Annotated in this window: 13 protein-coding genes; 1 reads left to right on the forward strand and 12 read right to left on the reverse strand. The window is 50.7% G+C overall.

Annotation, left to right across the window (positions count from 1 at the left end):
- Positions 1 to 84 precede the first annotated feature (84 nt).
- Positions 85 to 1,854, reverse strand: a complete 1,770-nt coding sequence (locus tag GYM47_RS09625; protein ID WP_153844157.1) for a hypothetical protein — start codon at positions 1,852 to 1,854, stop codon at positions 85 to 87.
- A 90-nt stretch (positions 1,855 to 1,944) separates the two neighbouring features.
- Between GYM47_RS09625 and GYM47_RS09630 the strand changes: the two genes are divergently transcribed.
- Positions 1,945 to 2,244: an MbcA/ParS/Xre antitoxin family protein gene (locus tag GYM47_RS09630; protein WP_153844156.1), complete on the forward strand. Its 300-nt coding sequence runs from the start codon at positions 1,945 to 1,947 to the stop codon at positions 2,242 to 2,244.
- Between the two features lie 96 nt (positions 2,245 to 2,340).
- Here GYM47_RS09630 and GYM47_RS09635 read toward each other — a convergent pair whose 3' ends face one another.
- From GYM47_RS09635 to GYM47_RS09685, 11 genes are all read right to left on the reverse strand, one after another.
- On the reverse strand, positions 2,341 to 3,153 hold the full coding sequence (locus GYM47_RS09635; protein ID WP_153844155.1) for a DUF2971 domain-containing protein: 813 nt from the start codon (positions 3,151 to 3,153) through the stop codon (positions 2,341 to 2,343).
- Between the two features lie 124 nt (positions 3,154 to 3,277).
- A complete protein-coding gene (locus GYM47_RS09640; protein WP_168444450.1) occupies positions 3,278 to 3,430 on the reverse strand; it encodes a hypothetical protein in 153 nt (50 codons plus the stop codon).
- Between the two features lie 133 nt (positions 3,431 to 3,563).
- Positions 3,564 to 4,565, reverse strand: coding sequence for a DUF4917 family protein (locus GYM47_RS09645; RefSeq protein WP_153844154.1), 1,002 nt, complete (start codon positions 4,563 to 4,565; stop codon positions 3,564 to 3,566).
- A 75-nt stretch (positions 4,566 to 4,640) separates the two neighbouring features.
- Complete coding sequence (locus GYM47_RS09650; protein WP_153844153.1) at positions 4,641 to 5,465, reverse strand: TIR domain-containing protein; 825 nt, start codon at positions 5,463 to 5,465, stop codon at positions 4,641 to 4,643.
- A 123-nt stretch (positions 5,466 to 5,588) separates the two neighbouring features.
- Complete coding sequence (locus tag GYM47_RS09655; protein WP_153844152.1) at positions 5,589 to 6,020, reverse strand: hypothetical protein; 432 nt, start codon at positions 6,018 to 6,020, stop codon at positions 5,589 to 5,591.
- 272 nt (positions 6,021 to 6,292) lie between these two features.
- On the reverse strand, positions 6,293 to 6,622 hold the full coding sequence (locus tag GYM47_RS09660) for a hypothetical protein (RefSeq protein ID WP_153844151.1): 330 nt from the start codon (positions 6,620 to 6,622) through the stop codon (positions 6,293 to 6,295).
- A gap of 58 nt (positions 6,623 to 6,680) precedes the next feature.
- Positions 6,681 to 6,863 (reverse strand): hypothetical protein, encoded by a 183-nt coding sequence (locus GYM47_RS09665; protein ID WP_153844150.1) that lies wholly within the window; start codon positions 6,861 to 6,863, stop codon positions 6,681 to 6,683.
- Between the two features lie 62 nt (positions 6,864 to 6,925).
- On the reverse strand, positions 6,926 to 8,998 hold the full coding sequence (gene brxL, locus GYM47_RS09670) for a protease Lon-related BREX system protein BrxL (protein WP_153844149.1): 2,073 nt from the start codon (positions 8,996 to 8,998) through the stop codon (positions 6,926 to 6,928).
- Positions 8,999 to 9,070: 72 nt separating this feature from the next.
- Complete coding sequence (gene pglZ, locus GYM47_RS09675) at positions 9,071 to 11,701, reverse strand: BREX-1 system phosphatase PglZ type A (RefSeq protein ID WP_153844148.1); 2,631 nt, start codon at positions 11,699 to 11,701, stop codon at positions 9,071 to 9,073.
- Positions 11,702 to 11,848: 147 nt separating this feature from the next.
- Positions 11,849 to 12,688, reverse strand: a complete 840-nt coding sequence (locus GYM47_RS09680) for a fructosamine kinase family protein (RefSeq protein ID WP_153844147.1) — start codon at positions 12,686 to 12,688, stop codon at positions 11,849 to 11,851.
- A gap of 67 nt (positions 12,689 to 12,755) precedes the next feature.
- Positions 12,756 to 13,742, reverse strand: a complete 987-nt coding sequence (locus GYM47_RS09685; RefSeq protein ID WP_153844146.1) for a PD-(D/E)XK nuclease family protein — start codon at positions 13,740 to 13,742, stop codon at positions 12,756 to 12,758.
- Between the last annotated feature and the right edge of the window lie 23 nt (positions 13,743 to 13,765).

Here is a 13,765-nt window from a genome sequence, read left to right on the forward strand (position 1 = left end):
GGTAGACACATCGATAGAGGGAGTACACGCTTTAAAATATCAACGAGTGTCCACCTTGCTTTTATCCATCGAGCCAGCTTGATACTACACTAGGTCTCCTCGCGTGATACCGATCTTGCTAAAGGCATTCAACACTGAAGCTTCGCAGGGAACGTTTTCGTTTTTGGCTTTAGGGTGTTTGAACGTATCGGCGAACCCTGGGCAGTGTCGAACCAGTTTTTGAACGACACCTTCTACGTGCCGCACGTTAGAAAGCACTTGGCGCAGCCAATGTTCAAAGCTGCCTTGAGGGCTCAGTGTGAATACTAAACCTTTGTAGGAGGGAGGTTTGGAGGCCTCCTCACTACCGCCGGCTCTAGGTTTAGGAGGGCGGCGTTGGATCTCCATGAGATAGAGCGTTTGATCTAACACATGCACTCTAATGACGAGTACCCCGCGAGGCACCTTGGTCTGAGTATCAATGTAAACCCAATTAGCGACTGACGTTTCCACCTCGTCGTCTATTTCGAAAGGTTCCAGGCTGATCAACCGAGGGTCGGGGGAAGTGCTAAAGCCGTCTTCAAAGGTAAACCAGCTGACGCTATGAACCGTCTCGGGATAAGCCGATTTTAAATAAAGAAGCGCATTCCACATATCACGTAGAAAGCCCTGCGACTCCAGTGTAATAGGAGCGTGAATAGAGGCCTGTCCGACCCCTTTTCCTGATCCATGTGGCTCCCCGGTGGAGAAAATGGTTTCGTCGCCAGGAACGGGGACGCCTCGTGTATCGGGCACGTTTTTTCGGGTATATCGTTTATCCAAGACGGCGCGAGGCTTACCTAATATAACGAATTCGTCCTCAGGAAGGTCTAGCCAAGAAGAACCATGGTCGGGTTCGTCATCATCCGTGAGGTCAATGACATCGGGGATGTCTTGAAGCTGATGATAGGGAAACTGAGAGGGGGTATCGTCGCCATCGGTGGCTGGTACTGTCGTTGATTTCTCTCTTTCACGGTGGATCGTGGCACCATCGGGCTGCGTACAGCCTAATATCTGCAAGCCTAGAAATGCGTTGCCATCATCAATAGGTACTCCAGAAACAGAGATCTCCCCGTCCCCCTGGAACCAAGGGGTAACCTCTAAAAGCATCTGGTCTGGGGTGAAGCTGGCTTCAATCTGCGAATAAATTCTTCTGGCAGCCCGCTCGGCATAGGGATCGTACAAAATGTGTGCGAGCAAAATCGCATCGTGCCTATGAACTCGATGAGTAAATCTGACGGGCCATGTGCCCGGTGATGCAGGTGCATTAAGCGGTCGATAAAGCCGTTCTTTGACCTCCTCCCAACGGTAAGTGGCGAGGACACGCTTAATTTCAGAAGAGCGACCGTAACAGCGTGCAAAAAACTCTGTACAAGGGATGAGCAGATGTTTGTCATCCGGGAGGTCAAAGTCAATCAGGTACGTTTTGTGCTGACTTTTCTGGGGTAAGTAGTTCGAATCATGAAAGGAGGTATAGAGGCTGCGCCCTTCTCTGAGCAAGTCGTCTAGGGAGACGATTCGCCAGCCGCCTGGAGAGAACGAAACGGGGAATTTTCTCTCCTCGTAGGCAATACGGGAGTTACTCACGCCCTTTTCCCATACGGAGCCGATTCTCAATAGCCCCACATGCGTTAAGACTGTCTCACGTCTAACCACGCCTCCTAAGTTATTCTCATGGTCGATGGTTCTCAAGAAGATATGGATTTTAGGGACGCTTCGTAAGCGATTATTCTTGAAGATAGGCCCATACCACCAAACGACCAAGCGCTCAGCTTCGTCTTTAAAGGTGCCATCTGGGAAGCTAAAAGTTCTGCATTGTTTGAGAGAAACGGTCACAAGGGCGCGCTCTATGTAAACTCAACATAGAGATTGTCGCAGCAATTATTGTTTAGTCGCAACAATTGTTGAAAATGACAACTAAAAAAGATGCACAAACCAAATATAATCATAGAGCTTTTCAATGAAAAAAATATAGAACAAAGCATAAAGCTAGAAATGTTCAATAGAATAGCGTACACAAGCATTTTAGCGTTCCAATTATGGGAGCAAAAAGAAGATGCTCTTGACTGGCTTTCTCGACCTAACCAATCTTTGAATGGAAGCATTCCTTTATTGCTTTGTGAAACTGAGATAGGTATGAAAGAAGTTCATCGCGTACTAAATGCTTTAGAATGGGCAATCCCATCTAATGCATTTTTTATGGGGTTATTCTGTTGCGACAGCTAACGGCCAGGAGCTGCCTTTTAGTCATCTCTGATATAACGCCCTGGCTTTGCGGCGTGCCGGAGCACCAGAGTAGGTGCGATCGCCAACAGCCACTGGTTAGCTTTTGTTGATAGATGGTTTTGCAACGAGGTTCCACGAGTGAACATCGGGTTCACATTGCATCATCTTGATATCTTTTCTCCCCCAAGACTGAAGCACAACTTTCAACTCTTCACCGGTAACAGATCCGCCTTTGGTAACATTTCTATATAAATGTCGCCCCAAGTAAATTTCTTTAAGCGAGTTCTCCGGCACATCAAAGCAGTATAGAGGTCGTCCAGACACAGTCACCTTATTCCAGTCACGATAGCGACCACCACCTGTGTGATAACCGAAGGGGATATTTTCTATATCTTTTACAACACGGATCTCTTCTTCGTATGCCCACTCGAGAGACTTATACAGAAAAGCTCTTTTCATTAGATTGAAGGCATTCGAGTCAAAACGAAGGCTACCACCAAGATTCATTAGCTCATGCTCGCCAATCACGGGTAGATCGTTATGCGGCTTTGTAGCTGAGTAAACCATCTCTCCATACTGGCTTGGAATCAAATTGCTTTGCGGGTCTGAAAAGCCGGCCGAATCACAATCGAACCCAAGAACTACCCCACGGTGAGAGTCTCCATAATGCGACCACATAAGCGTGTTCAAAGGCTGACGAGTCAACGATAAGACACCGTATTTTCTCGAGAAACGGTTTCTACAAGCATCCGTGGCGGTTTTCGCGCTTATAGACTTATCGCTATCCTTAAAACCAAAGGCTGTACATTCAAAAGGGTCGTTCAAATCTTCAAGGCATGAAAATCCTAGTGATAGGGTATCGATCACATTTCGCGCGGCGCCGAAGGACATGTACTTGTATAAAATCATGAAACTCCTTCACAAGAAGCTAACGAGGCTGTAGAAAAACTCGATTTAGAGCCGTCTCCACCGCCTGTTGTCCTTCTTTATTTACCCACCCGGTCATCTGGCTGAGTAATCTTAATATTGGCATTTAGCCACTTGAGCAGCCAGCTAAAGCTTGTTGAAGACGGTCTGTTGCTCTTAAGTGTACGGAGTGTTCAAAGGTGTCTGGCTGGAGCAGGTCCTGGTAGTTGATCACCACCATGGCGTTCTGATCGTAGTTATAAATCTTGAAGCGCGGCATGCTGACCACTCCTCGTCTGTTTTCTCGAGCCTACTAAAACTTAGCCGTCATCGGGGTTTTGCTACAGGCTCAACGCCTTGCTCACCGGAAAATTGCGAGCGCAGCGAGTAATTTTTCCGAGTGCAGCAACTTGTTAAGTGACATTGTTCCATGCGCCAGGACTGTTGCTTCGGAAAAAGTGTATTTGAACATTAGCGCCAAGAGTGTTCTGGATCGTATGACTCACCCTATTACAGTAGACTTGATCATTCCCATGCACCGAAACAGCAACATGGCGAATTTGAGATGAAGCAATACGCTGAAGAATATAAAGGTCTTGTTCCCAGAAACCCCATCCATATATAACCAACGAGGGCTCCAAAGTAGTGAGAACTTCTCTGTAAACTGTATTTAGATAGCTACTACTGCGTATTGAATTTATTTTTTGCTGAGATGTCCCTTCGCTAACGAATAAAGGTACTACTGATTCGGATTGCCAGGCTTGAAGTATTGCTTCAAGCAGGCTATTTCCATTACCTGTTACTTTGAACTCTGACTCAATGTTATTACGCGAGAGAACTAAGCTACCATGAGGGTAAAACGCAAGAGTTGTCGATGCATCCCCGTAGATTGGATCGCGCAAACGACGCCAATCCTCGTAAAATTGTCCATTAACAAAACAGTCTTTTAATGAATGACGATCACGCACGTCTATACCATACATAATGGCCCAGTAAAGTATCAGATCATAGTTTAGAGAAACCACTGTACTGAAATGCTTCAAGAAAGCATAGATAGCAGGTAGATGCTCTGAAATTTCCTGATACTCAGGATGGACATCCCTAACTGACTGGATAAGGCACTCACGCACCCTTACATAAGCTGCATGTGTTCTTTCGTCGGGAATAGCAAGAGAGCGATTAACATTAGAAGCTTGCCATACTAGGCGCAACACAAGTTCGAAGTCCGAGGTCTGAAAAAAATCAAATAGTTGGTGAATATCATTAGTGAGAAGACCATGCTCACGTGCATGATCGATAAGAGACGTATATCCAAAGCGTCCATCAACAGCCATACTGGCGCCATTGCCTAGCAGCAATGAACCCCTGTAATAATTCTGGGCAATTTCTTCCCATTCAAAAATTCTATGTGGCACTGCTTATCACTCCTTACCGCTTAAAAGCGTATTTGATCCGCGTGATTGCGCTTTTTGAACGGTTCTTCCACTGAGCTAGAAAAACTCTTTGATAGTGTATCCACTGACCTTGAGTTCCCTAGCTATTTCAGTTTTCCAGGCACCTGAAAAATCTAGTTGAGCGTACACCACACCACTAATATCGTTCGGTGTTTCAATTTCTCCCTTAACCAATGCACAAACGTTTTCACGACCAAGCTTTGCCATTAAATAACCATGTTCAAATACTACATTTTGTCTGGCTCTTTGCTTGGGATGAACTTTTGTTTCATGAATGCCTCGACCATGGTCACAAGCGGTATATAAGACAATGGCGTATCCTGCTTCTTCACTGTAGTGCTCAATTTTTTCAATTATCGTCTTTCCACCACTAGCTTGTTCGTGAAGAATAATCGGTATTAAGCCAATTTTATTAATAAAACGTGCGACTTCCTGCTTAGCTTCATTATCACGTCCGTGTACGATAAAAACCTTATTCTTTTTGACCACTGAGTTAAAAACCGTGTTTTCAGGAGCAGCGATAGGCTGTTGAAATAATTGGGGTTTTGGTAGTGCAGGCTTGGCTAAGTTTTGCCCAAACTCCAAATAGTTACATACTTCTGAAAACTGTTCAGATATATATGTTCTTCTTTCTGCATAGGTGCCGTATTGGTTCTTTATAAAGCCCCAAAATGATCCCAAGCTACGATGAAGCTTTAGCCATTCTGGGAGCATGGGTGCCAGTGTTGTATTCTTTAGCAGCTCGTGGCGGAGCTGCATATATTCACCCTCATCAGCAGACCCGCCTGTAGCATGATCTGTTAGCAAATTACTTAAGTAATTAACCCTATCTAGATCGTTTTCAAGAAACTCAATACTCATAATCTGAATTCTATTCTCTATTCGATTTTGGAACTTAGCCAATGACGTTTAACCCCGCAGCACGCGCGGCTTTGTAATGGAGGCGCAGCCGCAATGGAAAAGCCGTCGCTGTGCCTGCGATTGTTAACCATGTAGAACTCCCTCAAATATTTCTTGGATCTCAGAAGTCGCATTTTTCAACGTGTTCAAACGCGTCGTTTGATTAACCGCTGGAGAATAGGCACTCCAAATCTCGCTCTTTAGCTCTGAAAACCTTTCCCGGGTGCTACCTGTCAGATACAACCTCACGATATGTTCCTGGCTATTAAGCTCATAAAAACATTCAGTAATAGCCATGTCCTTGTCTTCTTGATCAAGGCTCGTATCGTAGAGAATATCTACAGCCGCTTTGCGAAACTGATTCAAATGGCTTATGAATCCCGCGAACGCGATGCTTCGCTGTTGCCGAAGCCACTTTTCATATTCTGTTCGGCGAGTTAGAAAGGCGCCCAGGAAACCGCCTAACAGGGAAAACAAACCAGCCACGATGGCAACAATCAACTCAATGTCTTCCACACCTTCAATACTCCATTTAGGTCGACTAGGAATGCTGGCTAACAGATATTAGGCTGCCCATTCTTTTACTGGATGAATGTGCTGTTTTTTTGTCCAGCAAATGCAGCCTACCAATTATCCCGGGCCTATGATCTTATAAGATATAAATTTTCATTAGGCCGTATGACCAGAACTCTCGCACCTGCTGCTTGTTACGGCAATGTCCGCTCAGGGTCGAAACCTGCCTAAAGCAGCACTTTGTAGCCAGTCCTAAAGCGATGCAAAACCACCTATCAAGATTTTGTATCCCTGTCACCAAAATAGTCATCCTTCGCCACGAGCCCAATGCGGTCATCTGTATTAAAGGCCTGATCTCTGTCGCTATCTTCGCTGAACAAATTTTGCACGCGGCGTTCTTGCTTGAAGTAAGTCAACGTGCTGAAAAAACAGCTTTCGCACAGGTGGACTTCATAGCGCTCGCCGTCGTGTTGAGAGCCATAGCCCCAATGTGCCTTGAGGGTGGCGTACTCAAGATTTTCATTTGCTACACGTGTTGTGGTTAGGCATACATCGCACACCACATCAGTGACGGCCTCGACTTCTACTTTTTCAGTCACTTTCATTGCTATGTTCCTCGCCTACCGACCATGTACTCACTCACATGGCTTGTGCAATGCGTGCCTATCTCGGCGAATGCTCATCACCTGATTGGGTGGCTGGAACAGGCTCTTCCACCTGCATGGCTTCCCAGTCGTCAACGCCTATAGGCTCAAATGGCAGCTCATATTTGCCGACCGAGCCCTTAAGCCGCTGCAGAGGGCCGCCGTCTGCTTTTATATCACTGGACTCATTAGATTTTTGCATCTAAGTGCCTTCTGCAGTGCGTGCGAAACAATGAATGCAGTATCACGGTAGACTCATTAACCTTAATCCACCCCAAGCGCTTTGACCACTGCATCAATCGGTTCGGCGTAGAAGCTGGTCTGGAACTTGGTGAACAGCTCTCCGGGGATGGTAGGAATATCCATGGCGCTGCTCATGGGTAGGGTGACGCGCTTGCCACCAGCATCAAAGGCAACCTGCAGGCATTCCGCTAGGCTTTCGACGGGTTTTAGGCTGCCCCCTAGGCTCATATCGCCCAGCACGACCATTTGGCTCTGAGTAGGTTTACCTACCAGACCTGAAGAGAACGCGACCAAGCTGGCGAGCGAGAGGTCACGCAAAACGCCGCTATTTTGCAGATCGACCACATGAAGGTGGAAATCATGCTCCAACACCTTGCGGGCTCCACTGATACGGCTGGCGTTGGCCTTGAAGTAATCAAACGCCATTTTGACCTGCTCTTTGGCGGCCGTTGAGTTCCAAAGCCCTGACATGGCCAGCTTGCCGCTGCCTGCGGTTACTTGCATTTCGATGCGATAAACGCCCGGCATGCCTTTATCGCTGAGGCCAATGGTATGCACCACGCCTGGCTTGCCCTGGCCTTCTGGAATCAGGCCGCCACCGCCCTGCTCTTTCACCGACACAAAGTGCTCTTCCAGGGTCTCCTTGTCGATGTAGCTGAAATGGACATCGTAGAACTCCATGCCACCAATCTTTTTCAGCTGTTCTTTCACGCGGCGACGTACCTGCATGGCGTATTCCAGGCAGTCCCGTACATCGTCTTTCATGTATTCCCCATGGGGAAACATCAGCTTCAGCAGGCCCGACACCGTTTTACGTACCGCGATCACGTCACGCTGGTTGAGGTTATCACCCAGAGAGAAGTAGCGATCAATGGCATCAGCGAAGCTGCGCTTGCGCATTTCACGGAAGAATTCAGCTAGGTAATCGACGATAAACCCATAGCGCTGAGTGAAGAATGAGGGCCGCATCTTGGGGATTTCCCAGCCGGGAATATAGGCATGGAAGCGATCAAAGAACGCGGCATCAATCATGGCATCAGGGAATGGCGTCAATAGGTGGCTGGTTTTCACCAGCGACTCCACGCTTTGGTTGATGTTGCCAACGAACACCATCGAGGCTGAGGCTTCCATCTGTTCGCGCCCACGGGCAAAAGAACCAGAGGCCATATAATCCTTCATGATCTGCACCCCGTCCTTATCCTTGAACGAGATACCGGCCACTTCATCGAATGCCACCAAATCCCACATACCCACCAAGCCAATGCGCCGCGAGCTCATGTTGTAGAACAGGTTAGCCACCGTGGTTTGCCCGCCAGAGACCAAAATGCTGTTGGGCGAGCACTCTTTGTAGATATGGCTTTTGCCGGTGCCCCGTGGCCCTAGCTCGCAGACGTTATAGTTGTTCTCGACAAACGGAATCATCCTGGCCAGCAGATGCCATTGCACGTTCTCATCCAGCTCGGCAGGTTCCATACCAATTGAGCGAATCAGCACTTCACGCCATTGAGCATTGGTGAACCCACGCCGCCCTTCAAACAGCTCGTCCATATTCATGTGGGGCATCTGAATCGGCTTGAGCAGGCTGACACCAAACGGCGAGCTTGTTTGCCCCTCTTCGTGGAAGTAACTGAGCGTGGCGATCACCCAAATACCGCCTACTAGCAGCTTCTCGTGCTCTTTAACAATGCCTGCAGAGATTTCGGCATCTTTGATGCCCAGGTTACTGAACGCTGCTTCATAGCGGTCTTTTTTCTCATTCAGACGCACCGTGACCCGATCAATCACCTTGAAGCTGCCGCGCTCACGCACGATGGATTTCACTTTCTCCGCTTCATCTGGGCGAACGTAGTTATCCGTTAAAATCGCCTTGACGTTTTCTAACCCCTTAGCGATCACCTCGGTATCGTCAGAGGCGCAGTACATACCCAACAGGTACTCCAGCACATACACGGGCACATTAGCGCCCTCTTTCACGCGCTGGGTGAGATCCTTACGCACCACGCGACCCGCAAAGTGCGTGTTGAGCAGCGTATCCAGATCGGCGTCCTGAAGGGCATCGGTCAAGTGCGTGGCGGAAGATGAGTCAAAATCCATGTGGGCGGTCACTCCTGAACGACGAAAAAAGCACAATGCACAAACATAAAAGCTTCCCAGCTGATGACGGGCCTAGAAAAAATCATCCGTAAACGCGAGATCAATCACCACCCGGTAGCGCTCCCGCTCGGTGCCCAGATCTTTATCGCGCAACACCAGGAAGTAGTCGTTTTTACGGTCGAATGAAGTGCCCGATAGCGAGAGGCGCACCGACTTCATGCGCTCGTTCATATTGTCGCTTGCGCTATCGAAGGTCACGACCTCCTCACTGGAAACCACCTCGCTGCCCGCGTAAACCGCCACCGACAGCGTGACCGGGCGGAGGCGCTCGCTCACCGCTTCGGTTTGCAGCAGGTCGAAGCGCTGAATGTTATTGACCATCTTCAGCGATGCCTTGGGTGAGATCACTTCCACCTTGCGGCTGGTGCGCTTTTCTACCTTCTCTCCCCGCAGCTGCTGAACAGTGAGCACGGGCACCACAATTTCCTGGGGCATAATGCCCCCGTGTACAAAGCGCGCCCCGCCGACAAAGTGAAAACGGTGCGCGCCTTTGGGTATCCAGAACTGGGTGTCGCAGGTGGTGCCAGCCGTATCGCGGGTATGGCCGTGCCACACGCTGGGGTTATCGGGCAGCGACTCGCCCAACACATAGCGCTTTTTGCTTTTGAAGGCCGACGTTGGCTTGTCTGACAGCGCCGTGCGGTCGGTAGCATCCAACGCGCTGCGCTGAAACAGGAAACCGTGGTCGGCGGTGACCAACACGGTGCTGGTGTTCAGGTGCATGAGAATTTTACGGGTCAGCTGATCCAGTTCATCAATGGCATCCTCCACCGCTGCGAACGTCTCGCTTTCAGTGTTAGCGGCATCCCCACGGGCATCCACCACGTTGTGGTAAACGTACATCAGCTGCACGCCTTTGATCTTTTCGCGCCCCTCTTCACGGCTCCAGCCTTTTACGTCCTCGGCGGTGACGGCTAACGCCTCCCCGCCTAGCGCGGCTTTAAGTAACTTGCTGCGGTTCGCCGTACCTTGGGTGGATTGGCCATTCACCAGCACCGTATCGCTGCCCGGCTGATAGCTGAGCTCTCGGTGCGGTAACAGCGAGGCCATCCCCAGCGTGGTGTAGCTAGGCACCACACCTAACTGGCTTTTTAACGTCGCTTCGCTATAACGCTTAGCATTAATGCGCTCACGCAGCTCTTCCGCCGCTTCATAGCGGAAGGCATCGCTAATCACCACCACCACACGCTTTTGACGGCTAGCGGCTAGCTGGGGCTGCACCCAGTCGCGGTAAAAGTGTTGCTGGCTGGGGATATTGGGCAACTTCCAATGAGTGAGCCGCTGTTCGGCTTCCACGCGCTCGCTCCAATTACGGGTGAGCTGGCCTAGGAACCACTCGTCATAACAGCGCTCAACAGCGGCATCCAGGTTTTTAAGCAGCTCCACGCCAGTGGCATCAGACGCCACGGCATAATGGCGATAGGCGGTATCAAAACGGTAGAGATCTGTTTGGTAAGCGTGGTAGAGCGCCTCAACACTCTCGTAATGAAAGCCTTTAGCATGCAGATGACGCAGGCTAAACAGCGCAATCGCCGCGGTAAGCGCGGCGTACAGCTGCCGGTAGCGCTCGCGGCGGGCATCGTTTTTATGCCGAGACGCCCAATAACCGTCCAGGCGCGCCACAATGATTCTGTCGAATAGCTTCAGGTCGCGGGCATCCGCCGTGGGAATCGCCTGGCAGAGATCGACAATGATCTGCTTCTCCACCACCTCAAACGTCGCCACATGGCTTAGCTGCTCTAGCGGCACATCCTGCAGCTTGTCATCAATGCGCTGGGCATCTGCCACCCACCCGGAGATCACATCGAACGCGGGGTAAAAGCGCGAGCTATCTCGCCAGCGGGTGAGCAGCGCCCGCGAAGATGCTCGCGCATTAACAGAGGGAATGGCCACCTGACGCGCCCAGTCAGGAATATCAGAAATGCTCTCGCAGTAGCCAGTAATCAATAACCGCAGCATCAGTTGGCCGAAGTTCAGCGGCGCTTCACCGTTGAGTTCTGCTTGGCTAGCAGGGTAACCCACCTCGGCCTGCAGAGCACGCACCAGCGCAGGCACCAAGGCGTACTTCTCGGCTTCGACCAACGCCGCTGGGTTCGTCTCTAACCCCAGTTCATTGGCCACCGCTTCTTCAGCCAAGTGGAACAGCAGCGTGGCCACGTCAAGAGACGTGGCCCCCACCACCACGGCCAGCATCGCCAGATCCAGCTCATCTTCACTAAGGGAAGGCGTGACCAAACGCTTCAGGGCATCAATGCGCTTACGGCTGGCTAAAAACGCCTGCCGCTGCGCCAAGTGCTCGCGCAGTACGTGGCGCGTTAGGCCCAGCTCATTGAAAATCATCGAAACGCGGTCGGCGTAAAAGCGGCCAGAGTACAGCTTGATATCCAGCAGCCAGTCGTCTTCTGGGGCTGGCTCGGCAGAGGGAAAGTAGAGCAGCGTAGGCGTTTCAGGCTCTTCCAGCTCCAGGCGTAGCTTCACGCCCAGAGTAGACTCCGCCGCCATATTGATCACCTGCACGCCTTCCAGCGCAAGCTCATTCAACGACTCAGCAAAGTGGCCAGGGGCGTCGTACCAGAAGACAATCCGATGACGATCAGTGAAGAAGGCGTGTTGTAAGCCCTGCTGGAGTTGGTCGAGCTGCATCTAGCCTCCTTGCCCATACTGCATAGATCAGCGCACTGAAAGGGGGTGTTCATCCATGCGGGTGATCAATAATTAATAAAACGTAAGATAATGGCCGGATTCTATCACGCGTAGTATGAAAAGCGCCGAGCCAGTGGCGCACTACGCTCAGTACGCTTCCAGCCGGGATACCGCACGTTCAACCGGGGTTCGGTAGCTTTCTCCAAACAGGAGCAGATGGTTCAGTAGCGGGTAGAGCTGAAAAAGCGCCTCTCGTCTTGGCCAATCATCGGGGGCGCTGCCGTTCCAGTACGCCTCGAAGAAAGCCGAACCGGGCGAGCCGAACAGCGTCAACATCGCCAGATCCACCTCTGGAAAGTGGCGGTAAACAGCAGGATCAATGATCGCGGGGCCTTGGGGCGTGAACAGCACATTGCCCGACCACAAATCGCCGTGCACTAAGCGAGGCGCAACATCCGGCAGCCAACGCTCTAAGCCGTGAGCCAGTGTTTCAAGGCGTTGCCGCAATCCGTGATCCAACAGCCCCTGGGCATAACAGGCGTTAATGAGCGGCAGCAAACGTCGCTCGCGCTGAAAAACGCGGCCATCCTTCATTGGTGCATTGGGTTGGGGCGTTTTACCGCAGGCATTATCGCGGGGCCAACCGTGCTCGCCCCCCGAAACCCCATGCAGCTTACGCAGCCCCTCCCCTAATGCTGCTTCATCGCCATGGCGGTGCGGTACTGTTTCCAACGCCTCCATCACCAGCCACTCCCCCTGCTGGGCAAGCACCGCCGGCACCATCAAGCCGCTATTAGCGTTGGCGAGCGCCTTTAACCCATCGGCTTCACCGGCTAGCCGAGCGGGGTGATCTTGCTTCACCACAACATCACCCTCACGGGTATGCAGCCGATACGTCGCGGCACTGTCACCACCACTAAGCGGTTGAAGCGCACCTTGGGGGCTAATCCCAGCTTCGTGTAACAATGCGGTGAGCGTGTGGTTCATACGCTAACTCCCATAAACATCCACGCTTAACTCAGTGCCGAACAACCGAAGGCCAAGAAAAACAACCTTACTCTGAAGCCTCACTCGTTACGCTTTTCACCAGTGCGATAGCGCGGCGTATAACATCCACAGTGGCTTGCATATCTAATTGGCCGTTGTGAACTGCCTGACGGTAGTCTTCGCTGTTCAGTATGGCGACAACCATCGAGTGCCCGTGGCCAAACCGAGTAGGTTTCTTGGTTTCAAAGCCAAACGCTTCAGAGTGCGTCACTATCTTATGATGCCAATGACGCCGCAGCGCCGCTCTTCTCGAAGCCTCTGGTACGTCAATACGAAAACGCAGCTCTTGGTTATCAACGAGCTGAATATGCAAAATATCCTCAAAGCCGCACCAAAATCCTAAAAACCCACCTGACTGGTTGGGCACATAGCCCCAGTTACCTTCGCCAAGCTGCTCCTTGAGCGCTTTATAGAAGCCTATCCAGGCATACCCATCCCACTTCTCAAGAGAAAGTGTCTGATAAGCCGCCACCCGCGCTTCCCACTGATATAGCCACTCAAAATAGTCATGGAAAATCGCATTGCTTGTCCCGGTTCCTGTTTCAAGCACAGCCAATACCTCACTGCGTAGGAAGGGCTGGAAGCCATGCTGGTAGATCGCCTTGTAGCAGCTCTGATCACCCGTTTTGAAATACATCGCCAGGATATTCTCTGGCTGGTAGCCCCTGCCCTGAATGTTGGTAAGGTACTTAGCCAGCTGGTTGGAGTGCACTTCGGTATGCGTTTTATCCTCAATAACGATGGCATACGTGCCATCTAGCACGCACAACACATCAATATGCTTACTCTGGCGCGTTACGCTAACCTCGGTAAACTGCGGCAACGGTTTGCTATGCTTTGCGAAAAAAGCAGCGATCAGCTCTCTCGCACACGCATGGAGCTGGGGGTCTGCTGACGCATACTGGGTATCTGCCCATGCCAATAACCACGCTATAAAGGCGTCCTGTGATAGCTCTGTTGTGGCAAATGAAAAAATGTTGGGTTTTTCAAGCATTAAATTACCAATTTTAAAAAAAC

The sequence above is a fragment of the Vreelandella piezotolerans genome, assembly GCF_012427705.1.
Lineage (GTDB): Bacteria > Pseudomonadota > Gammaproteobacteria > Pseudomonadales > Halomonadaceae > Vreelandella > Vreelandella piezotolerans.

Coding starts and splice junctions, on each gene's coding strand:
- GYM47_RS09630 (WP_153844156.1), top strand. CDS start 1,945: ATGCACAAACCAAATATAATCATAGAGCTTTTCAATGAAAAAAATATA.
- GYM47_RS09635 (WP_153844155.1), bottom strand. CDS start 3,153: ATGATTTTATACAAGTACATGTCCTTCGGCGCCGCGCGAAATGTGATC.
- GYM47_RS09640 (WP_168444450.1), bottom strand. CDS start 3,430: ATGCCGCGCTTCAAGATTTATAACTACGATCAGAACGCCATGGTGGTG.
- GYM47_RS09650 (WP_153844153.1), bottom strand. CDS start 5,465: ATGAGTATTGAGTTTCTTGAAAACGATCTAGATAGGGTTAATTACTTA.
- GYM47_RS09660 (WP_153844151.1), bottom strand. CDS start 6,622: ATGAAAGTGACTGAAAAAGTAGAAGTCGAGGCCGTCACTGATGTGGTG.
- GYM47_RS09665 (WP_153844150.1), bottom strand. CDS start 6,863: ATGCAAAAATCTAATGAGTCCAGTGATATAAAAGCAGACGGCGGCCCT.
- brxL (WP_153844149.1), bottom strand. CDS start 8,998: ATGGATTTTGACTCATCTTCCGCCACGCACTTGACCGATGCCCTTCAG.
- pglZ (WP_153844148.1), bottom strand. CDS start 11,701: ATGCAGCTCGACCAACTCCAGCAGGGCTTACAACACGCCTTCTTCACT.
- GYM47_RS09680 (WP_153844147.1), bottom strand. CDS start 12,688: ATGAACCACACGCTCACCGCATTGTTACACGAAGCTGGGATTAGCCCC.
- GYM47_RS09685 (WP_153844146.1), bottom strand. CDS start 13,742: ATGCTTGAAAAACCCAACATTTTTTCATTTGCCACAACAGAGCTATCA.